Source organism: Plantactinospora endophytica, from assembly GCF_016862915.1.
GTDB classification, from domain to species: domain Bacteria; phylum Actinomycetota; class Actinomycetes; order Mycobacteriales; family Micromonosporaceae; genus Plantactinospora; species Plantactinospora endophytica.
This window is the reverse complement of sequence record NZ_BONW01000041.1, coordinates 200999-217725: the sequence shown is the minus strand read 5'-3', so window position 1 is coordinate 217725 and position 16727 is coordinate 200999. Positions and strand designations below refer to the sequence as shown.

The window sequence follows — 16727 nt, the reverse complement described above, 5'->3', positions numbered from 1 at the left end:
TACGTCATGCGGCGCCGGCCGGTTCCGAGGTGTCGGTGGGCTCCGGGGCGCGGGCGATGCCGAACCGTCGTACGCTCTCCAGCAGCGACGCCCGGCGGACCCAGCTCCGGTGCCGGTCCGGATCGGCGACGATGGCCCGCAGCTCGTCCTGGTTGGCCTGCCGGCGGGCCGGGTCGGTCTCCTTCAGCCGCTCGGTGTTGCGGTGCGTGTCCGCCTGCACGTAGTCGAGCGCGACCCGACGGCGCACCGTCGCGAACGCGGTCAGCTCGGCATCGGCGTCCGCGCCGGCCCTGATCCGGACGATCCGGCGGACCACGTCCATCGCGTCGTGGATCCCGCTGTTCAGGCCGACCCCGCCGACCGGGCTGTTGATGTGCGCGGCGTCTCCGACGATCACCACGTTGCCCAGCCGGAACGTCGAGGCGACCCGCTGGTGCACGTTGTAGATCTGCCGGTCGACGATCGGATAGCCGTCGGCCCGGGGCGCGATCTTCTGGAGCTGCGCCTGGAGGGTGGCCGGGTCGAGTGCGACCTCGCGCGGCTGGTCGACCGGCACCGGATAGACCGCCCGCCAGGATTCCCTGGTGTGCAACAGGAACAGCCACTCGCGCGGGTCGGCCACGTAGTTGACGTCGGCCAGGCCGGGGATCATCTCCCGCAGGTCGGTCGAGGTGCTGACGATGAGGAACCGCTCGGGATAGGTGTGCCCCTCGAAGCCGATGCCGAGGGTCTGCCGGACGGTGCTGTTCGCGCCGTCGGCGCCGATCAGGTGCGACCCGTGGAGTTCGGTCTCGCCGTCGTCGGTCCGGACGGTCACCGCCACTCCGTCGCCGGTCTCGCGTACGCCGAGCACCCGGGCGCCGAAGACGAGCCGGGCCAGCGGGGTCGACTCCGCCGACCGCAGCCGCTCGACCAGCATCCGGACCAGGTGCTGCTGGTTGAGCTGCAACCGGTACGGGTAGGCGGTCTCGTCCCGGAGCAGCCCGAAGTCGAACTCGGCGACCAGGCCCGCGTCCCGGTCCCGGTGCTGGAACCGGGGCACCACCAGGCCCTCGGCGATCATCCGGTCGACGATGCCGAGTTCACCGAGGAGTTCCAGGGTCGGCGGATGGAAGGTCGACGCCCGCCAGTCGGTCTTCGGCTCGGGTTCGGCCTCGACCAGCACGACCGGCACACCGTGGCGTACCAACTCCGCGGCGGCGGTCACGCCGACCGGGCCGGCCCCGACGACGAGCACCGGCGCCGTGGCGTCGGTCGGAATCGTCATGGACATGTGTGTCATCGTAGCCACGATTCTTATTACCGGAAGAGATGGAGTAGAGATTCTGCAAACCGGAACACTTGCCCAGCGCGGTCACCGAGCGACCGACCACTGTGCTCGGTCGGCCGGCCAACCGGCACCGCCCGGCCGACCCACGGTCGACCGGGAGGGGCGCAGGTGTACGGCTCAGGTGGCGGCGTACCGGTCACGCAGTCGGTAGATGTCCAGGGTCAGTTCGCCCTGCCGGATCCGGTCGAGATAGCGCCGCTCGTCGGCCTGACGCTGCCGGGCTGCGGCGAGTACCGCGTCGACCCGCTCGGCCGGCAGCACCAGTACGCCGTCGGGGTCGGCCAGCACCAGGTCGCCGTCGCGCACCGGAACCCCGCCGAGCAGGATCGGCGCGCCGACCGTACCCGGATCGTCCTTGACCGTGCCGCGCACCGCGACCGACGTGCTGAACGTCGGAAAGTCCAGGGCGGCCAGCGCGGCGGTGTCCCGGACCCCGCCGTCGATCACCAGTCCGCGGATGCCGCGCTGCTGGGCGGCGACGGTGAGCACCTCGCCCCAGTAGCCGCACGGCTCGCCCTGCGCGGCCACCACCAGCACCTGACCCGGCCGGGCCGCCTCGACGGCGATGTGCAGCGGCAGGTTGTCGGCCGGCGCCGTCCGCACCGGCAGCGCCGGACCGGCCACCCGGGCGCCGGGCCAGGCCGGCCGCAGGGTGTACGGCAGGAAGCACTCCTGCCGCGACGCCTCGTAGACCGTGGCGGTGCCGAGGTCCAGCAGCTCCGCCGCCACCGCGGCGCTCGACGGTGCGCCCGGTGCCGTCATCACTCCTCCACCCGGCGTTGTAGCTGGTGGTAGCCGTGTCGGCGGCGGGCCTCGGCCAGGCTGGTCCCGACCAGGATCTCGGCCACGATCGCCTCCTCGCTGGTGTGGATCCGTTCGGCCAGCGCGAGCACCTCGTCCTCGACGTCCGGCGGTACCGCCAGCACCCCGTCCGCGTCGCCGAGCAGCAGTTGCCCGGCCGCGACCTGCACCCCGCCGACGGTGACCGGTCGGCCCACGTCGGAGACCTCGACCCGGTCCTTGCCGGTCCGCATGAACCGACCCCGGGAGTAGAGCGGATAGCCGACGCCGAGCGCCCGGGCGACGTCCCGGCAGACCCCGTCGATGACGGTGCCGGCCACCCCCCGGTCGTGCGCCATGGCGGTGAGGATGTCGCCCCAGACGGTGCAGTCGGTACGCCCGCCGTTGTCGAGCACCACCACCTGCCCGGCCGGTACGTCGTCGAGGTAGTCGCCGACGCTGCCGGCCGGATGACCGGCGGTGACGTACCGGACCGTGAAGGCCCGCCCGCACAGCCGTACGCCGTCGGTGAGTGGCGCGATGCCGAGCAGGCTGCCGGGGCGGCCCAACCGGTCGAGCGCGTCGGAGACCGTCGCGGTCGAGTACGCCGCCAGCGGGTGGTTCATGCCCCGACCCCGCTCCGTCGCCCGGTGCCCGGTACGGCCACCCGCCCGAACCGACCCGTCGCCGACGGCACGTGTCGACCCCTCCCGAACGCCGAGATGCCCGCGACGGCCACCCGTCCGGACCGATCCGTCCCGCTCATCGTCACTCCTCCACCGAGGGGAACTTGCTGTCGTGCATCACCTGGTCGACCGGCTGGCCGGCCCGTACCGCCTCGGCCATGCCCTCCTCGCGCCGCACGATCCGCTCGGCCAGCGCGACCACCCGCTCCGCCTCGGCGGCGGGAACGAAGACCACCCCGTTGCGGTCGGCGAGGACCCAGTCCCCGCTGTGCACGGAGACGCCGGCCACCTCGATCCGCTCGTCCATGCCGAGCTGCACGATCCGGCCCCGGGCGCTGACCGGCACCACCGCCCGGCCGAAGACCGGGAAGTCGAGTTGCTCGCTCTCGGCGATGTCCCGGCACGCCCCGTCGATCACCACGCCGCCGATCCCGCGCCCGGTGGCGGCCAGCGCCAGGATGCCGCCCCAGCAGGAGACGTCGAGCCGGCCCTCGTTGGCGATCACGAGTACCTGGCCGGGGCCGGAGGAGTCGACCGCCGCCGCCGCGATGTGCGCGGCCGGCTGCCCGTCCCGGCGGGGTCCGGCGCGTACGGTCCGGACCGTACCCAGCACCGCCTCCCGGACCGGCCAGAGTGGACGGATCCCGGTCGTCGCGCCGGCCAGCCCCAGGGTGTCCAGCGCGTCGGAGAGCGCACAACTGTCCAGCCGGGCGATCCGGTCCCGCAACGCGGTGTCGTCCGGCCCGGTCATGCCGCACTCGCCGGGGTGGCGGGTTCCCAGGCCACGAAGCCCATCGCGTTGCCGGTGCCCGCCTCGGAGCGGTAGCAGGGCTGGTAGTCGACCAACCGGGGGACCAGCCCGCTGCCCCGCATCGCACCGGCCACCACGATCCAGTTGCGCAGTTCGGAGGTACCGGAGCGGAGCAGCGACGCGGACAGTCCGGCGAGGTGTTCGCCGTCGTCCCGGAGCAGCGCGTCGAGGAAGGCCCGGTCCAGCTCCTCGTCCACGACGAAGTGGCTCAGCCCACCGGAGGCGGCCAGCCCGACCCGGAGGTCACCGGGGAACGAGGCGATGGCCCGGCCCAGCGCCAGGCCGAACTGCCAGCACCGGGCCGCGCTCGGCGGGTTCGGCTCCCAGAACGTGTTGACGAAGAGCGGTACGAACGGGATGTCGCCGGAGCCGCCGAGGATGTTCTGGTAGACGAAACCCCAGCCGTGCGGGATGCCGTGGTCGCCGTACTTGCCGGCCGGCAGTTCCTTCGACGCGCTCGGGTCGAAGCCCTGCTCGCTGGTCGAGCGGATCAGGTGTACGGCCAGCTCGGGGTGGCACTGCCGGACGGTGCTCTCGGTCGGCACGTTCGCCACCTCGGCAATGGCCAGTCCGGGCGGCATCTCGGCCAGGTGCTCCGGCTTGAACGGCTCGTGCCGCATCGTGGCGCCGTAGTAGAAGGCGAACCGCGGCAACAGTTCGTCGGTGAAGGTCTCCTTGTGGTCGCTGCTCACCACCACCAGCACGTCCGGCGCGGCGGTGCGTACCACGTCGCCGAGCGCGTCGATCGCCTCCCGGCAGCGCTGATGCCGCTGCCGGCGTTCCTCCGGGGTGTTCTCGGCGGTGAAGTCCTCGCGCAGCTCGGCGAGCTGGTCGAAGGTGTAGTCCTCGCCCCGGAACGCCAGCGCCGGGTTGCGCCGGTCGGCGGCGGCCCGCTGCCCCCACTGGTCCGGCGGGGTGTTCAGCAGCGGCCCGTGCGAGGTGCCGATTCCCACCACGATCTCTGCCATGGCTGCTCCTCTCCCCCGCGCCCGTCCCGGCCACCGCCGGAACGGCTCGCGGGCGCTGGTCTCGATCCGCTACAGCCGGAACAGCTCGCGGGCGTTGGTCTCGAAGAGCTGGGTACGCTGCTTGTCGTCCAGCCACTCGATGTCGTTGATCAGCAGGTGGATGTCGTCGATCCAGCGCCCGGTCTCCGGGTCACGCATCGAGCCGGTGCCCGGCTTCTCGGTGCCGAACAGGCAGCGGTCCACCCCGACGGCCTTCAACAGCAGCTCGATCGAGTCGCGGGTGTAGAGGCAGGTGTCGTACCAGAGTTTGCGCAGGTTGTCCTCGAAGCGCTGGCCCTTGCGCAGCGCACCCGGGGCGAACCGACCCCGCTGGTACGGGATCGCCCCGCCGCCGTGCGAGACGATGATCTTCAGGTCGGGAAAGTCGGTGAAGACGCTGGACTGCAACAGGCCGATAACGGCGAGCGTCTCCTCCTGGATGAAGTGCAGCGAGTAGCTCTCCCGGGCCGGGGCGCGGCAGCCGGCCGAGTGGATCAGCGCCGGTACGTCGAGTTCGCAGAGCGCCTCCCAGACCGGGTACCAGAACCGGTCGCCGAGTCCGGGCGGCTGGCGCGTCCCCTCGTACGGGTCGGGGTTGAGCATCGCGCCGACGAAGCCGAGTTCCTGGACGCAGCGGCGCAGCTCGCGGGTCCAGGTGGCCGGGTCGGTCTCCATGCTCTGCGGCAGTCCGGCGACGCCTCGGAACAGCCCGGGTTCGAGTTGGCAGACCCGGTGGATGACGTCGTTGGTCTCGGCGGTGAACCAGTCGACCAGGAAGGCCGGCGACTCGCTGTGCATCGACTGGTACGGCCGGGGGGAGATGAGCTGGAGGTCGATGCCGGCGGCGGCCAGGTGGGCCAGGTGCGACTCGCCGCCGAAGCTCGGGTTCGGCTCGTGCAGCGCGGCCCGGAGCCGGTCGTCGCTGATTCCCGCGCCGCCCCGGCCGTGCGCGCCGCGGTGCGACAGCAGGCCGGCCTTGTACGCGTACAGCTCGCTCGGCGCGCTGACGTGGCCGTGGACGTCGATGAACATGTGCCGCTCCCGGGGCTGGTGGTGACCGCGGTGGAGGGGCGGTCGCCCCCGGCCTCGTCGACGGCGCATCCGGGCGCAGGCCCGGTCACGGCGGCGACGACGCCGGGTGCGACCACGCAGTGCCCACACGCTAGCCCCGGTGCATCGCTCTAGGGAATAGCAGGCTCAGTTATTCTGATCAGCGGAACAGCCTGCTAGGTGCCGACAGAACGTGCCTGGTCAGCGGTAGAGGCTCTCGCTCAACTCCCGGGCCGCCTCCCGGAGCGCCTCCACCGCCCGGTTCACCCCTTCCGGCCCCATCCGGGCGGTCGGGCCGGCGATGGTCAGCGAGGCGACCGGGGCACCGCTGCGATCCGGCAACGGTACGCCCACCGCGACCAGCCCCGGCTCGCTCTCCCCGTGGTTGACCGAGTACCCCTGCGCCCTGGCCTCGGCCAACTCCTCGAACAGGGTGCTCCGCTCGGTGTTGGTCGCCTCGGTCACCTGCTCCAGCTTCTCGTGCGGATAGAGCCGCTGCACCGCCTCCAACGACATGCCGGCGAGCAGCACCTTGCCGCCGGACGAGGCGTGCGCCGGCAGGCTGACCCCGGCCCGACTGGCGACCCGGACGGCGTTGGCGGACTCGACCGAGTCGACGAACCGGACGTGGCTGCCCTCCAGAATCTGCAGGCTCGCGGTCTCCCCGGTCGTCGCCACCAGGCGTTCCAGGTACGGCCGGGCCTTGCGCCGGACGTCGAGCTTGGACAGCGCGCCCATCCCGACCTCGATCAGCACCGGCCCGGGGTGGTACGCCCGGGTGGTCGGATTCTGCGCCGCGAAACCGCGGTAGACGAGCATCGCCAGCAGCCGGTGTGCGGTGGAGCGGGCGACGTTCAGTTCGTCGGCCGCCTCCGCGACCCGGATGCTCGGCTTGGTCTTCAGCAGCAGCAGGAGCCGCAGGGCGTGGTCGACCGATGCGATGTGATACGGCGGAACGGCCGGCTCATTCTTCATGGCGGAATGATAGCCAGGGTCTTGCTACTGTGCAGACTCCCGACGTAGGTTTCTGCCCGAGAGCACCGACCACCCGCGCTACCCACGACCGGGCGACGACGCGTTTCGAGCGCCAGCACCGGGGTGCTCCGCCACTGGAAGGCGCAGATCCCTGGGCATCGCGCCGCTGGTCGATGGGAGATTGTTCCATGTCACTGGCCGACCTGGTAGGACTCGCCCCGGAGGCGTTGCGCGACCCGGGTTCCGTCTACGACGAGCTACGGGCGAAAGGCGTGCATTTCGCCCCCGAGGTGAGCGCGTACGTGGTCTCCGGCCACGAGGACGTCAGCCGGGTACTCCGGGACGCCAAGCGGTTCTCCTCGACCATCACTGTCGGAAACCCGCCACCGTCGCCGAACGACGACCCGAACCGGCTCCGCCCGCTGCTGCTGCTCTCCGACGACCCGGTGCACGCCACCCGGCGCTCGATCGTCAACCGCGCCTTCACCCCGTCCCAGGTACGGAGTTGGGAGCCGGTGGTGCGGCGGATCGCCGAGCAACACGTCGACGCGCTACGCGGCATCGACCCCGTCGACCTGGTCGAACGGATCGCCGCCCCGCTCCCGGTACGCGTGATCAGCGCCCTGCTCGGGGTACCCGCCGACGACGTGGACAAGTTCCGGGCCTGGTCCGAGGAGATCACCGGATCGCTCGGCGGACACGCCGCCGACCCGGAGAAGCGGGACCGGGTGCAGCGCGAGTTCACCGGGTACATGGACGCCCTGATGAACCGACACGACGGCCGGGCCGGCGACGACGTCCTCTCCACCATCGTCGCGGCGGACCGGGCCGGCGAACTGACCCGGCGCGAGGCGGTCAGCTTCACCATCGAGCTGCTGATCGCCGGCAACATCACCACCACCCACCACCTGGCCAGCAGCATGAAGCTGCTCGCCGAGAACCCCGGGATCGCCGACCGGCTCCGGGCCGAGCCGGCGCTGATCCCCCGGTTCATCGAGGAGTCGCTGCGGCTCGAATCGCCGATCCAGGGCTTCTACCGGCTCGCGCTGGAAGACTCGGTGGTCGGCGGCACCGAGATCCCGGCCGGCTCCCGGCTGCTGGTGCTCTACCAGGCCGCCAACCGCGACCCCGCCGCCTGGGAACAGTGCCCGCACCTCAAGCTCGACCGGCCCAACGCCGCCGCACACCTGGCCTTCGGCAAGGGACCGCACGCCTGCATCGGCTCCTCGCTGGCCCGGCTGGAAGGAGTCGTGGTGGTCGAGACCCTGCTCGACCGGGTCACCGAGATCACCCCGCTCACCCCGCCGGACGAGGTGCCGTACCTGGCCAGCTTCATCAACCACGGTCCGACCTCGCTGCCGGCCCGGCTGGTGTTCCGGCCGACCGGGGAGGTGCCGGCGTGAGCCTGCGGGTGGCGGTGGACCGGGCGCACTGCGAGCTGCACGGCCAGTGCGTCGAACGGGTCCCCTCGGTGTTCCGGTTCACCGACGACGGCGACCTCGACCACCTGACCGAGGCCGACGACGACCTCGCCGACGACCTCTCCGACGCCCAGTTCCTCTGCCCGGCCCAGGCCATCGAGGTCGGCCCGGCGTGACCGACGTTGCCGGCGTGACCGGCGGGCAGGCCGTCGCCCCGGACCATCGACCGCCGGACCGGGTCGTCGTGGTCGGCGCGTCGCTGGCCGGGGTACGCACCGCGCTGGGCCTGCGCCGCAACGGGTTCGCCGGGACGATAACGCTGGTCGGTGCCGAGCCCTGGCTGCCGTACGACCGCCCGCCGCTCTCCAAGCAGGTACTCCTCGGCGAGTGGACGCCGGACCGGACCCGGCTGGCCAGCCCGGAACAGCTCGCCGAGCAGGGCATCGAGGTCCGGCTCGGCGACCCGGCCGAGGCCCTCGACCAGCCGGGCCGGGCGGTGGTACTCCGCTCCGGCGCCCGGATCGACTTCGACGCCCTGGTGGTGGCGACCGGGGCGGCACCCCGCCCGTGGCCGTTCCCGACCCCCGACACCGGCGTCTACGACCTGCGCCGGCTCGACGACGCGACGGCGATCCGGGACGCCTTCGACACCGCACCCCGGGTGGTGGTGGTCGGGGCGGGTTTCATCGGCACCGAACTCGCCTCGGCCGCCGCCCGGCGCGGCCTGCCGGTCACCGTCGTCGAGCCACGCCCCGACCCGCTCGCCGCGCAACTCGGTACGCTCGCCGGCACCGCCCTGCTCGACCTGCACCGCCGGCACGGCGTCCGGTTCCACACCGGACGGGCGGTCCGCGCCGTGCACGGCGCCGACCGGGTGACCACCGTCGAACTCGACGACGGCACGCTGCTCGACGCCGACCTGGTGGTGGTCGGGATCGGCGTACTGCCGAACACCGGCTGGCTGCGGGGCAGCTCGCTGGAGCTGACCGACGGGGTTCGCTGCGACGGCACCGGGGTCACCAGCACCGACCCGGCGGTCTGGGCCGTCGGCGACGTGGCCCGCTGGCCGGTCGCCGGGCACGTCGAGCCACGGCGGGTCGAGCACTGGACCAGCGCGGTCGAGCAGGCCGGAGTCGTCGCGTACAACCTGCTCCGGCCGCCCGCCGACCGCCGGGTCACCGCCCAGACGCCGTACGTCTGGACCGACCACTACGGGCTGAAGGTACAGCTCGTCGGGCTGGCCGGGCCCGACGACGAGAGCACCGTGCTGCACCGGTCACCGGACGGCGAACGCTTCGTCGCCGTACGCCATGCCGGTGGGCGGGTCAGCGCCGCACTCGCCTTCGGCATGCCGGAGACGCTGCCGAAGCTGCGTACCGCGGTCCGGTCCGGCGCCACCCTCGCCGAGGCGACCGCCCTGTTCGGCTGAGCCGCTCGGCGGGCCGGAGAGCGACCCGGCAGCCCGGTCGCGCCAGGAGCTGACCTGGAGCCTGACCAGCTTCGTCAGAGCGAGACGACGGCGTCCTCGGCGAGCGCACGTCCGGGCCGAATCCCCACGAACCCCGACACGACGGGTCTGACCTGCGTAATGTTGGCGCTCGACGCGGCCCGCACCACTTCCGGATCGGCCGGGCCGGTGCACCGCCGACAAGGGCTGGACCGGGGCGCGGAGTGCGGGGAAGCACGAGCGCGCGTCGCGGCACGCGCCAGGATCTGGTGGTCGGCGGTCCATGACTTCATCGCAGCAACCGGACGACCGGGACGGGCCGGTGCGACCGTACGGCGGCTGGCGTCGGCGTACGACACCCACCCCTGGTCCGGGCGTCGCCCGGCACATCGGTCCGCACCTGCCCACACAGCCGCCGGGGAGCCAGCCGACCCTCGGGCTGGCCGGGCTGACGTTCGTCGTACCGTTCTTCTTCCTCTTCGCCTTCGCGCTCGGCTCGGCGGAGAGGTCGCTGCTGGTCCTCGGCCCGCTGACCACCTTCGCCCTGCCGGTGATCGCCACCGTCGCCTTCTGGTGGCAGGACTGGCCGGGCAGCCGGCTCCGGCCAGGCTGGTCGGGGCTGACCGACACCCTGGTCATCGCCGCCAGCGCGATCGCCCTGACACTCCTCGGCCAGGCCGTCACCAGCCAGGTCGACCTGCACGGCGTGTTCAGCGCCGATCCGGGCCCCGGTCATCCGCCCACCTTTCCGGTCACCCTCGCGCTCGGCGCCGGGGCGTTCACGGTGCTGCTGCACCTGACCCTGGTCTGCGAGGGCCGGCCCATCCGCCGGCTCGGCTGGTTCTGGGGCGGTACGGCCGCGCTGCTGCTGTCGCTCGCGATCTCCGTCGCCGCCTACCTGCTGCTGGTCAACCTGGACGACGTGCCGGCCGCGCTGCGTACCGCCGAGCGACTGCGCAATCCGCAGGGGCCGCTGCCGGCCGCCGCGTACAGCGCGCTGCTGCTGATCCTCGGGGTCTGGCAGGTGATGTTCTTCGTGGCGCTGCGCGGCTGGCCGTTCACGCTGCTGCGCCACCCCGCCGTACGGCTGGCCGCCGGCAACGCCACGATCGCCGCCAGCGCCGCCGCCAGCTTCCTGCTCGTCTGGTCGCTGGCCGGAGTCGGTCCGGACCGGATCAACGCGGTCGGCGGTACGGTGATCGCCAGCGCGTTGCTGGTGTCGATGCTCTTCGACGGATGGCCGGCGAGTCGGCTGCACCCCGGTCCGGGCCGGCTGGTCACGCTGCTGCTGATCGTCCTGGTCGCCGCCGTGCTCTATGCGGCCCTGTCGAGCTATGCGACGCAGATCCACTGGCGGCGGGCGTCCGCCGACGCCTGGGTCGCGCTGTCGGCGCTGAACTTCCTCGCGCTCGGTGTCGTGCTGCACGTCGCCGTCTGGCGACGCTGGCCGGTGGTGCCGGGCGCCGACCAGGCGAACCAGCCCCGTTAGGTCGCCGGGCACCACCGGCCCCGGTGACGACCTCGCGGGCCATGGAACCGTCGATCCGACGATGCTGTGGGGTGACCGAACCCGGCACCGGACGGGCAGCTCGGGTCAGCCCAGCCGGAGTACGGTCTCCTCGATCTCGGCCTGTCGGCCGTTGGCGAACGAGGTCTCGACGCCCACCGCCTCGAAGCCGGCCTTCCGGAGTACCCGCAGCGAACCGGCGTTGTCGCTGGCCACCCGGGCGTGCAGCGGCCGGACGGTGACCAGGTCGAGCAGCAGGGCCAGCGCCGCAGTCGCAATGCCGCGCCCCCAGGCCGCGCGGTCGATCCAGTAGGTGATCTCGGTGTCGCCGTCGACGACGAAGCTGCCGACGCTGCCGACGAGCGCGCCGTTCCAGGTGACGGCCCGCAGCACGACGTCGGCGGAGCTGCGCAGCCGGGCCAGTTTGGCGTCGAACGCCGCCCGGTCGTCCGGATCCGCGACCGTGAAGGCCGCCATCCGGACCGCCACCGGATCGCGCCACTGCGCGAACAGCGCGGCGAGGTCAGCGTCCCGCACCGGCCGCAGCGCGACAATGCCCATGGCGGTACCTCCACTTCCCGGTCGGGTGGCCCCCGCCGATCCGGCGAACCGGCGAACCCGAGCCTGCTCGTCGGTGGTTCGGCGGCAACGTAACAGGGTGCACCGACACGGGAGCCGGCCCGACTTTCGCGCGGGCACGGGTTGGACGCGGGTGCGGCGCCGGCACCGGCGGGACATGGGTACGGCGCCGGCACGGGCGCGGGGCGGGCCAGAGCAGGGATCGATCGAGGTTGCGGGGACCGGCCATGATCGCAGGAACGGTGTCCGCGATCCGCGTACGGAGGCATGGATGGTCCTCACCGCCCAGCCACGGCTACGTCCCCTGCCACCCGCCGTCGTCGAGCGGTTGACCACGGTGCGCGGCGGTGTCGACGAGGAACGGCTGCGCCGGCACGTGGAGCGGCTGGCGGTGCCCCGCGGCCGGTACCACGCGGCACCGGCGATGACCAGGGCCGAGTCGTACGTGGCCGAGGAGTTGGAGCGGGCCGGCTGGCGGGTCGGCCGACGGAAGTTCACCGTGCCGGGCGACTCGGTGGCCGGGGTCAACCTGCTGGCCGACCCGCCGGGCGAGGACGGAACCCGCACCCGGCCCGGCCCGGTCGTGCTGATCGGCGCACACCTGGACACCGTGCCGGGCAGTCCCGGTGCCGACGACAACGCCTCCGGCGTGGCCTGCCTGCTGGAACTTGCCCGGGTGCTGCCGGCGTACGGGCTGGACCGGCACGTCCGGCTGGCCGTCTTCGACGAGGAGGAGACCGGGCTGCACGGCTCCCGGGCGATGGCCGGCGAGTTGGGTCCGGCAGACCGGCCGGCTGCGGTGGTGGTCTTCGAGTGCATCGGGTTCTACTCGACCCTGCCGTGCAGCCAGGTACTGCCGCCGGGCGCCGGTGTGGTCTATCCCGCGCAGCGGCGCCGGATCCGGCAGCGCGACTGGCGCGGCGACTGGACGCTGGTGGCGTACCGGCAGTCGGCGGGGCGGTTGGCCCGGCTGTTCGGCGAGTGCCTGACCCACCTCGCCGGTCCCGGTACGGCGCTACTGGCCCGGGACGCGCTCGACCTCCGGCTCGCCGGCCCGCTGCTCCGCCGGTACGTGCCGGCGACCGAGCACTTCGCCCGCAGCGACCACCAGCCGTTCTGGGACGTCGGAGTACCCGCGATCCAGATCACCGACACCGCCGACTTCCGCAACCCGCACTACCACCAGCCGAGCGACACCCCGGAGACCCTCGACTACCGGCGGATCGCCGACATCGCCGCTGCCACCGCCGTCAGCCTGGCCCACCTCGGCCTCCGTTGAACCCGGTGCCGACCGGTCAGCCCGACCGCGACCGGACGGGGCCGAGAACCGGTCAGCCCGACGGCGGCCGCTGGGCCGGGAATCCGGTGGAGCTGACCTGCCCGGCGGCGGAAATCGGTGGAGCCGTCCGGCCGGATCCTGGTACCAACAGGCGTTGCCAACTCGGAGGACCCGCGCCGCGTGAGCCGTAGCCTGCATACTGACCCGTACCCGATCCGGGCGCCCCGGCGACTCGCCGCGCCCTGGGCCCGACGCGCGGCCGAGCCGAGAGTACGTCGCCGCCGGCTCCGCCGGTCGACCGCCGCCCAGCGCTGCGAGCCCGCCTACCCGCTCGAATTCACCCCGGTCGACGGTGCACTGATCCGGTTGCCGATCCGGTCGGTCCCGGCCCGACCGGGCTTCGTCCATCCGGCGACGGTCGCCGACATCGCGCGGCTGCTCGACTTCTTCGGTCCCACCGTCCGGTACGGCCTGCGTGCCGTCGAGTTGCGGCAGTCCGTCGCCGCTGGTCACCTCGGTCCGGTCCTGGCGACGCTGCTGGTGCCGGGTGTGGTGCTGCTGCACGAGCAGCCCCGACCACCGTGGACGGTGCCCGGGCGGCTCCGGCCACGTTCCGAGTCCCGCCTGGTCCGGGCCGGTGCCCGGGTCGAGTCGGCCGCCACACTGACCCGGATCGACTGGCCCGGTACGACGCTGCGCGACTTCGTGCTCTTCGACGGTCTGCTGCACGAGATCGGCCACCACCAGGTGCAGCAGATGACCGGCAAGCGGACCGCCCGGATCCGCCGTACGGCCGACCACGAGCGGTACGCCGACGACTTCGCCGCGCGCTGCCGACTGCGCTGGACGGCAGCGGCCGAGGTGACCGGTACGGCTGCGCGGTCGACCGGTACGGCGGCCCGGTGAGCGGACCCGCCCGGCTGGTCGGCGACGGCGTGGGGAACCCGGCCAACGCGTACGCGCTGCGGGACGCGGCGGCCATGTTCGGCGTACCGTGCCTGTTCCGGGACAGCCGGGGGCTGGCCGCGCAGTGGTCCGCCGAGCGGGCCGGCGGCCAGTTGGACCTGCTCGACACCGCAGAACTGATGGACGGCGTGACCCCGATCGTCGCGGTCGAGAACGCCCCCGGCGCGACGTCCGTCTTCGATACCGCGCTGCCCGCCGGGCACCCCTCCGTCGTGGTCGGCAACGAACGTCTCGGGGTACGGCCCGACGCGCTGCGCGCCGCCGCCCGCTGCGTACAGATCCCGATGCCGGGTCGCGGGGTGAACACCCTGAACGTCGCCTCCGCCGCCGCAGTCGCCCTGCACTACCTGCTCGGCGCCACCGGTCGGCGTCCGGTGCGGGGCGGCCAACCCGGGTCGCGGCGGCCGGCCGTGCTGCTGCTCGGCCCCGACGACCATGTGGAGGCGGGCAGCACGCTGCGCTCGGCCGCCGCCTTCGGCTGGCAGACGGTGGGGCTGGACGACCGGGCGAAGGTGTGGTGGGACACCCCACGTCCGGTACGCGCCGAGGCCCGGGCAGCGGCGCGCAGCCACCGCAACCCGTTGCGGGTGGTACCCGTCCCGGCGGACGGGCCGGTGCCGTACCGCCGGGTGGTGGTCGCCGGGCTCGACGTGGACGGTCCCGCGCTGCACCGGGTGGCGCTGACCGGCGGGCCGGACACCCTGCTGGTGATCCCGGACGAGCGCTCCCCCGGGCTGGACGAGGACTTGCGGCGGCTCGGGCCACGGGTGGAGTACGCCCGGGTCGAGGTGCCGGCCGTCGGATTCGGGTACCGCTACCGGCTGGTCGCGGCGATCGTGCTGGCCGAGGTCGCCCGGCAGCTCGGTGCCGGTACCGCCGCCGGCCGCTCCGGTACGCCGGCCCGGCACGGTCTTCGCTACGACAGCGCGCTCGACCTGGTCGACGTACCGGGCACGGAACTCGTCACCCCGGCGGAGCTGGCGACGTACTGACGCCGGCCACCCGCCGCACCTGACGTCCCCGCCCCACCCGGGTACCCGCCGGCCGAGCCGCCGCCCGCATCGACCTGGACAACAGAGGCGCTACGACCCGGGCGGATTCAACTGGTCGTTGCAACGCCGGGTGTTTGTGCTGTTGGTGGGTTTGAGAGTAGTACCGCCGCCGCCACCGCCGTCAGCCTGGCCGGCCTCGGCCTCAGGTGAGCCCACGGTGCGGCGGGCCGCTCGCCGGAGACTGGCCGCCGGGTCGGGTCGGGAGGTCGGCGTGCAGCCGGGCCAGCTCGGTGACGGTACCGATCCCGACCCGGAACGACGGATGCGCGACGTACTCCCGGATCGCCGAGGCGAGGAAGTCGGGTTGCACGTTCAGGAACCCGACCGGCAGTTCGTCGGTACGCGGTCGGCGACCCGCCCCTGGATGCCGATCCCGGCGGTAGAGCGTGACGCGAGGGCTGACCGGTGCCGGTGGCGGTGGCCCGCCGGGCGCCAGCTCGTCCCAGTCGATGGTGGTGTCGCCCCTGGGCCCGTACACGGTGATCCCGATCGGTTCCAACACGATGCCCGCCCGCCGGAGGAACGGCGCGGCCAGCGCGGACCCGACGACGACGGCGAACAGGACTCCGTGGTACGTCTCGGACGGCCAGTCGTTGAAGCCGAGCACGTCCCGCTCCGGTCCACGCTCGACCACGACGAGCCCTGCGGCAGCCCAGAGAAACACGATCGTCAGTGCCCCCTGGAAGCGGGGGAACGCCCCGACATGAACCGGCGGGCCGCAGTGTCGACCTGGAAGGTGGCGGGACGCCGGCGCAGCGGCGCGACGACCCGGGTCAGGACGACGAGCGGTGCCACGACGGTGCCGGCCAGCGCCAGCAGTTGGACCAGCAGGCCCAGGTCGGAGGGTTCGACCCGATCGGTCACCGGTTCCAGCCACCAGGTCACCGCGAACCGGCTCAGGAAGGCAACGATGCCGAGCGCCAGGGCGGCGGCCCGGAGCACGCCGAGCGACATGCCAGAAGGGTAGCGAGGCTGGTCAATGCCGCCGGAACCGCGCGAGCCCCGGAGGCCGACCTGGTCAGTCCGGCGGAACTAGAGCAGTATCGAGGTCAGGAGGTGGAGTCCTGGCGGAGGCCGGCCATCGCCCACTCCAGGCTGGACCCCTCGTACGGGCCACCCGGCCGTTGCGCCTCCCGGGCGGCGCGCATCGCCTGGACCCGCAGGTCGGCCCGCCACACGGCGGCGGGCAGTTCGGCCCGCAGGGTCAACTCCTTGCGGCGCTTCACCTCGAATAGGTAGTCGTAGCGGGCCAGGCCGGAGAAGTGTCGCCACAGCTCGACACAGGTCTCGTCGTCGGGCAGTTCCCGGATCACCGGTCCGAAGACCGCCGGCCCCGCACCGCCGTCGAAGACCAGGGTCGGCACACCGAAGCCGCGTACCCGGTCGAGCCAGCTCCGATGCTCGGCGAGCACGGCGGTCCAGGTGGCCGGGTCGGCGGTCGCCGCGTCGACCAGCGCCGGATCGTGGCCGAGCGCCGCCAGTGCCGCCCGGGAACTCTCCGCGCTGGACGGTGCCGGGGCGGGGCCGTCCGGGCCGGCGGCCGGTGGTTCCTGCTCCCACATCAGCGCACCGAGCGCGGCGTAGAACCGGCCCATCTCGGCCCGGCCGTGCCGGTCGCGCAGCAGGATCGCGGTACGCAGCGCCGCGCCGTACTCCGCGTCGAGCGCGGCCGGGTCCTCGTCGGCGGCCAGGTTGACGACCTCCAGGGAGAACAGCCCCCAGTCCAGTTCGATCTCGCCGAGCGCCTCGAGCCGGCGGGCCCAACGGGACGTCTGGTAGCACCACGGGCTGCGCGGGTCGAACAGGAAGGTGATCTTCTCCATGCGGGTACCTCGTC

The 16727-nt window shown here is 73.0% G+C and carries 18 protein-coding genes; 7 read left to right on the top strand and 11 right to left on the bottom strand.

Annotated features, from left to right (window positions below; genetic code table 11):
* Positions 1 to 4: 4 nt before the first annotated feature.
* From Pen02_RS34465 to Pen02_RS34435, 7 genes are all read right to left on the bottom strand, one after another.
* A complete protein-coding gene (locus Pen02_RS34465; protein ID WP_203870351.1) occupies positions 5 to 1273 on the bottom strand; it encodes an FAD-dependent oxidoreductase in 1269 nt (422 codons plus the stop codon).
* Positions 1274 to 1447: 174 nt separating this feature from the next.
* Positions 1448 to 2092: a 4-carboxy-4-hydroxy-2-oxoadipate aldolase/oxaloacetate decarboxylase gene (locus Pen02_RS34460; RefSeq protein WP_203870350.1), complete on the bottom strand. Its 645-nt coding sequence runs from the start codon at positions 2090 to 2092 to the stop codon at positions 1448 to 1450.
* The gene (locus Pen02_RS34455; RefSeq protein WP_203870349.1) at positions 2092 to 2736 is read right to left on the bottom strand and encodes an RraA family protein; all 645 of its coding nucleotides are present in this window, start codon (positions 2734 to 2736) and stop codon (positions 2092 to 2094) included. Before Pen02_RS34455 ends, Pen02_RS34460 begins: the two co-directional genes overlap by 1 nt.
* Positions 2737 to 2878: 142 nt before the next feature.
* On the bottom strand, positions 2879 to 3547 hold the full coding sequence (locus Pen02_RS34450; RefSeq protein ID WP_203870348.1) for an RraA family protein: 669 nt from the start codon (positions 3545 to 3547) through the stop codon (positions 2879 to 2881).
* Complete coding sequence (locus tag Pen02_RS34445; protein ID WP_203870347.1) at positions 3544 to 4575, bottom strand: DODA-type extradiol aromatic ring-opening family dioxygenase; 1032 nt, start codon at positions 4573 to 4575, stop codon at positions 3544 to 3546. Before Pen02_RS34445 ends, Pen02_RS34450 begins: the two co-directional genes overlap by 4 nt.
* Before the next feature lie 69 nt (positions 4576 to 4644).
* The gene (locus Pen02_RS34440; protein WP_203870346.1) at positions 4645 to 5646 is read right to left on the bottom strand and encodes an amidohydrolase family protein; all 1002 of its coding nucleotides are present in this window, start codon (positions 5644 to 5646) and stop codon (positions 4645 to 4647) included.
* A gap of 219 nt (positions 5647 to 5865) precedes the next feature.
* Positions 5866 to 6639 (bottom strand): IclR family transcriptional regulator, encoded by a 774-nt coding sequence (locus tag Pen02_RS34435; protein ID WP_203870345.1) that lies wholly within the window; start codon positions 6637 to 6639, stop codon positions 5866 to 5868.
* A 188-nt stretch (positions 6640 to 6827) separates the two neighbouring features.
* On the opposite strand from Pen02_RS34435, the gene Pen02_RS34430 reads away from it, so the two are divergent.
* From Pen02_RS34430 to Pen02_RS34415, 4 genes are all read left to right on the top strand, one after another.
* Positions 6828 to 8042, top strand: coding sequence for a cytochrome P450 (locus tag Pen02_RS34430; protein ID WP_203870344.1), 1215 nt, complete (start codon positions 6828 to 6830; stop codon positions 8040 to 8042).
* Positions 8039 to 8236, top strand: a complete 198-nt coding sequence (locus Pen02_RS34425) for a ferredoxin (RefSeq protein ID WP_203870343.1) — start codon at positions 8039 to 8041, stop codon at positions 8234 to 8236. The genes Pen02_RS34430 and Pen02_RS34425 overlap by 4 nt, the downstream gene beginning before the upstream one ends.
* A complete protein-coding gene (locus Pen02_RS34420) occupies positions 8233 to 9489 on the top strand; it encodes an NAD(P)/FAD-dependent oxidoreductase (protein WP_203870342.1) in 1257 nt (418 codons plus the stop codon). Before Pen02_RS34425 ends, Pen02_RS34420 begins: the two co-directional genes overlap by 4 nt.
* A gap of 301 nt (positions 9490 to 9790) precedes the next feature.
* Entirely contained in the window at positions 9791 to 10996 is a 1206-nt protein-coding gene (locus Pen02_RS34415) for a hypothetical protein (RefSeq protein WP_203870341.1), read from the top strand.
* Positions 10997 to 11101: 105 nt separating this feature from the next.
* On the opposite strand, the gene Pen02_RS34410 is transcribed toward Pen02_RS34415, so the two are convergent.
* The gene (locus tag Pen02_RS34410; protein ID WP_203870340.1) at positions 11102 to 11575 is read right to left on the bottom strand and encodes a GNAT family N-acetyltransferase; all 474 of its coding nucleotides are present in this window, start codon (positions 11573 to 11575) and stop codon (positions 11102 to 11104) included.
* A gap of 289 nt (positions 11576 to 11864) precedes the next feature.
* Here Pen02_RS34410 and Pen02_RS34405 point away from each other — a divergent pair, with 289 nt between their 5' ends.
* The 3 genes from Pen02_RS34405 to Pen02_RS34395 all read left to right on the top strand — a co-directional run bounded on the left by Pen02_RS34405 (position 11865) and on the right by Pen02_RS34395 (position 14830).
* Positions 11865 to 12872: a M20/M25/M40 family metallo-hydrolase gene (locus Pen02_RS34405; protein WP_203870339.1), complete on the top strand. Its 1008-nt coding sequence runs from the start codon at positions 11865 to 11867 to the stop codon at positions 12870 to 12872.
* A 180-nt stretch (positions 12873 to 13052) separates the two neighbouring features.
* Complete coding sequence (locus tag Pen02_RS34400; protein ID WP_203870338.1) at positions 13053 to 13778, top strand: hypothetical protein; 726 nt, start codon at positions 13053 to 13055, stop codon at positions 13776 to 13778.
* A complete protein-coding gene (locus tag Pen02_RS34395; protein WP_203870337.1) occupies positions 13775 to 14830 on the top strand; it encodes a TrmH family RNA methyltransferase in 1056 nt (351 codons plus the stop codon). The genes Pen02_RS34400 and Pen02_RS34395 overlap by 4 nt, the downstream gene beginning before the upstream one ends.
* 202 nt (positions 14831 to 15032) lie before the next feature.
* Here the strand turns inward: Pen02_RS34395 and Pen02_RS34390 are convergent, their stop codons facing one another.
* From Pen02_RS34390 to Pen02_RS34380, 3 genes are all read right to left on the bottom strand, one after another.
* On the bottom strand, positions 15033 to 15554 hold the full coding sequence (locus Pen02_RS34390; protein ID WP_203870336.1) for a hypothetical protein: 522 nt from the start codon (positions 15552 to 15554) through the stop codon (positions 15033 to 15035).
* Positions 15555 to 15559: 5 nt separating this feature from the next.
* Positions 15560 to 15844, bottom strand: a complete 285-nt coding sequence (locus tag Pen02_RS34385; protein ID WP_203870335.1) for a hypothetical protein — start codon at positions 15842 to 15844, stop codon at positions 15560 to 15562.
* A 95-nt stretch (positions 15845 to 15939) separates the two neighbouring features.
* A complete protein-coding gene (locus Pen02_RS34380; RefSeq protein WP_203870334.1) occupies positions 15940 to 16713 on the bottom strand; it encodes a mycothiol-dependent nitroreductase Rv2466c family protein in 774 nt (257 codons plus the stop codon).
* Positions 16714 to 16727 lie beyond the last annotated feature (14 nt).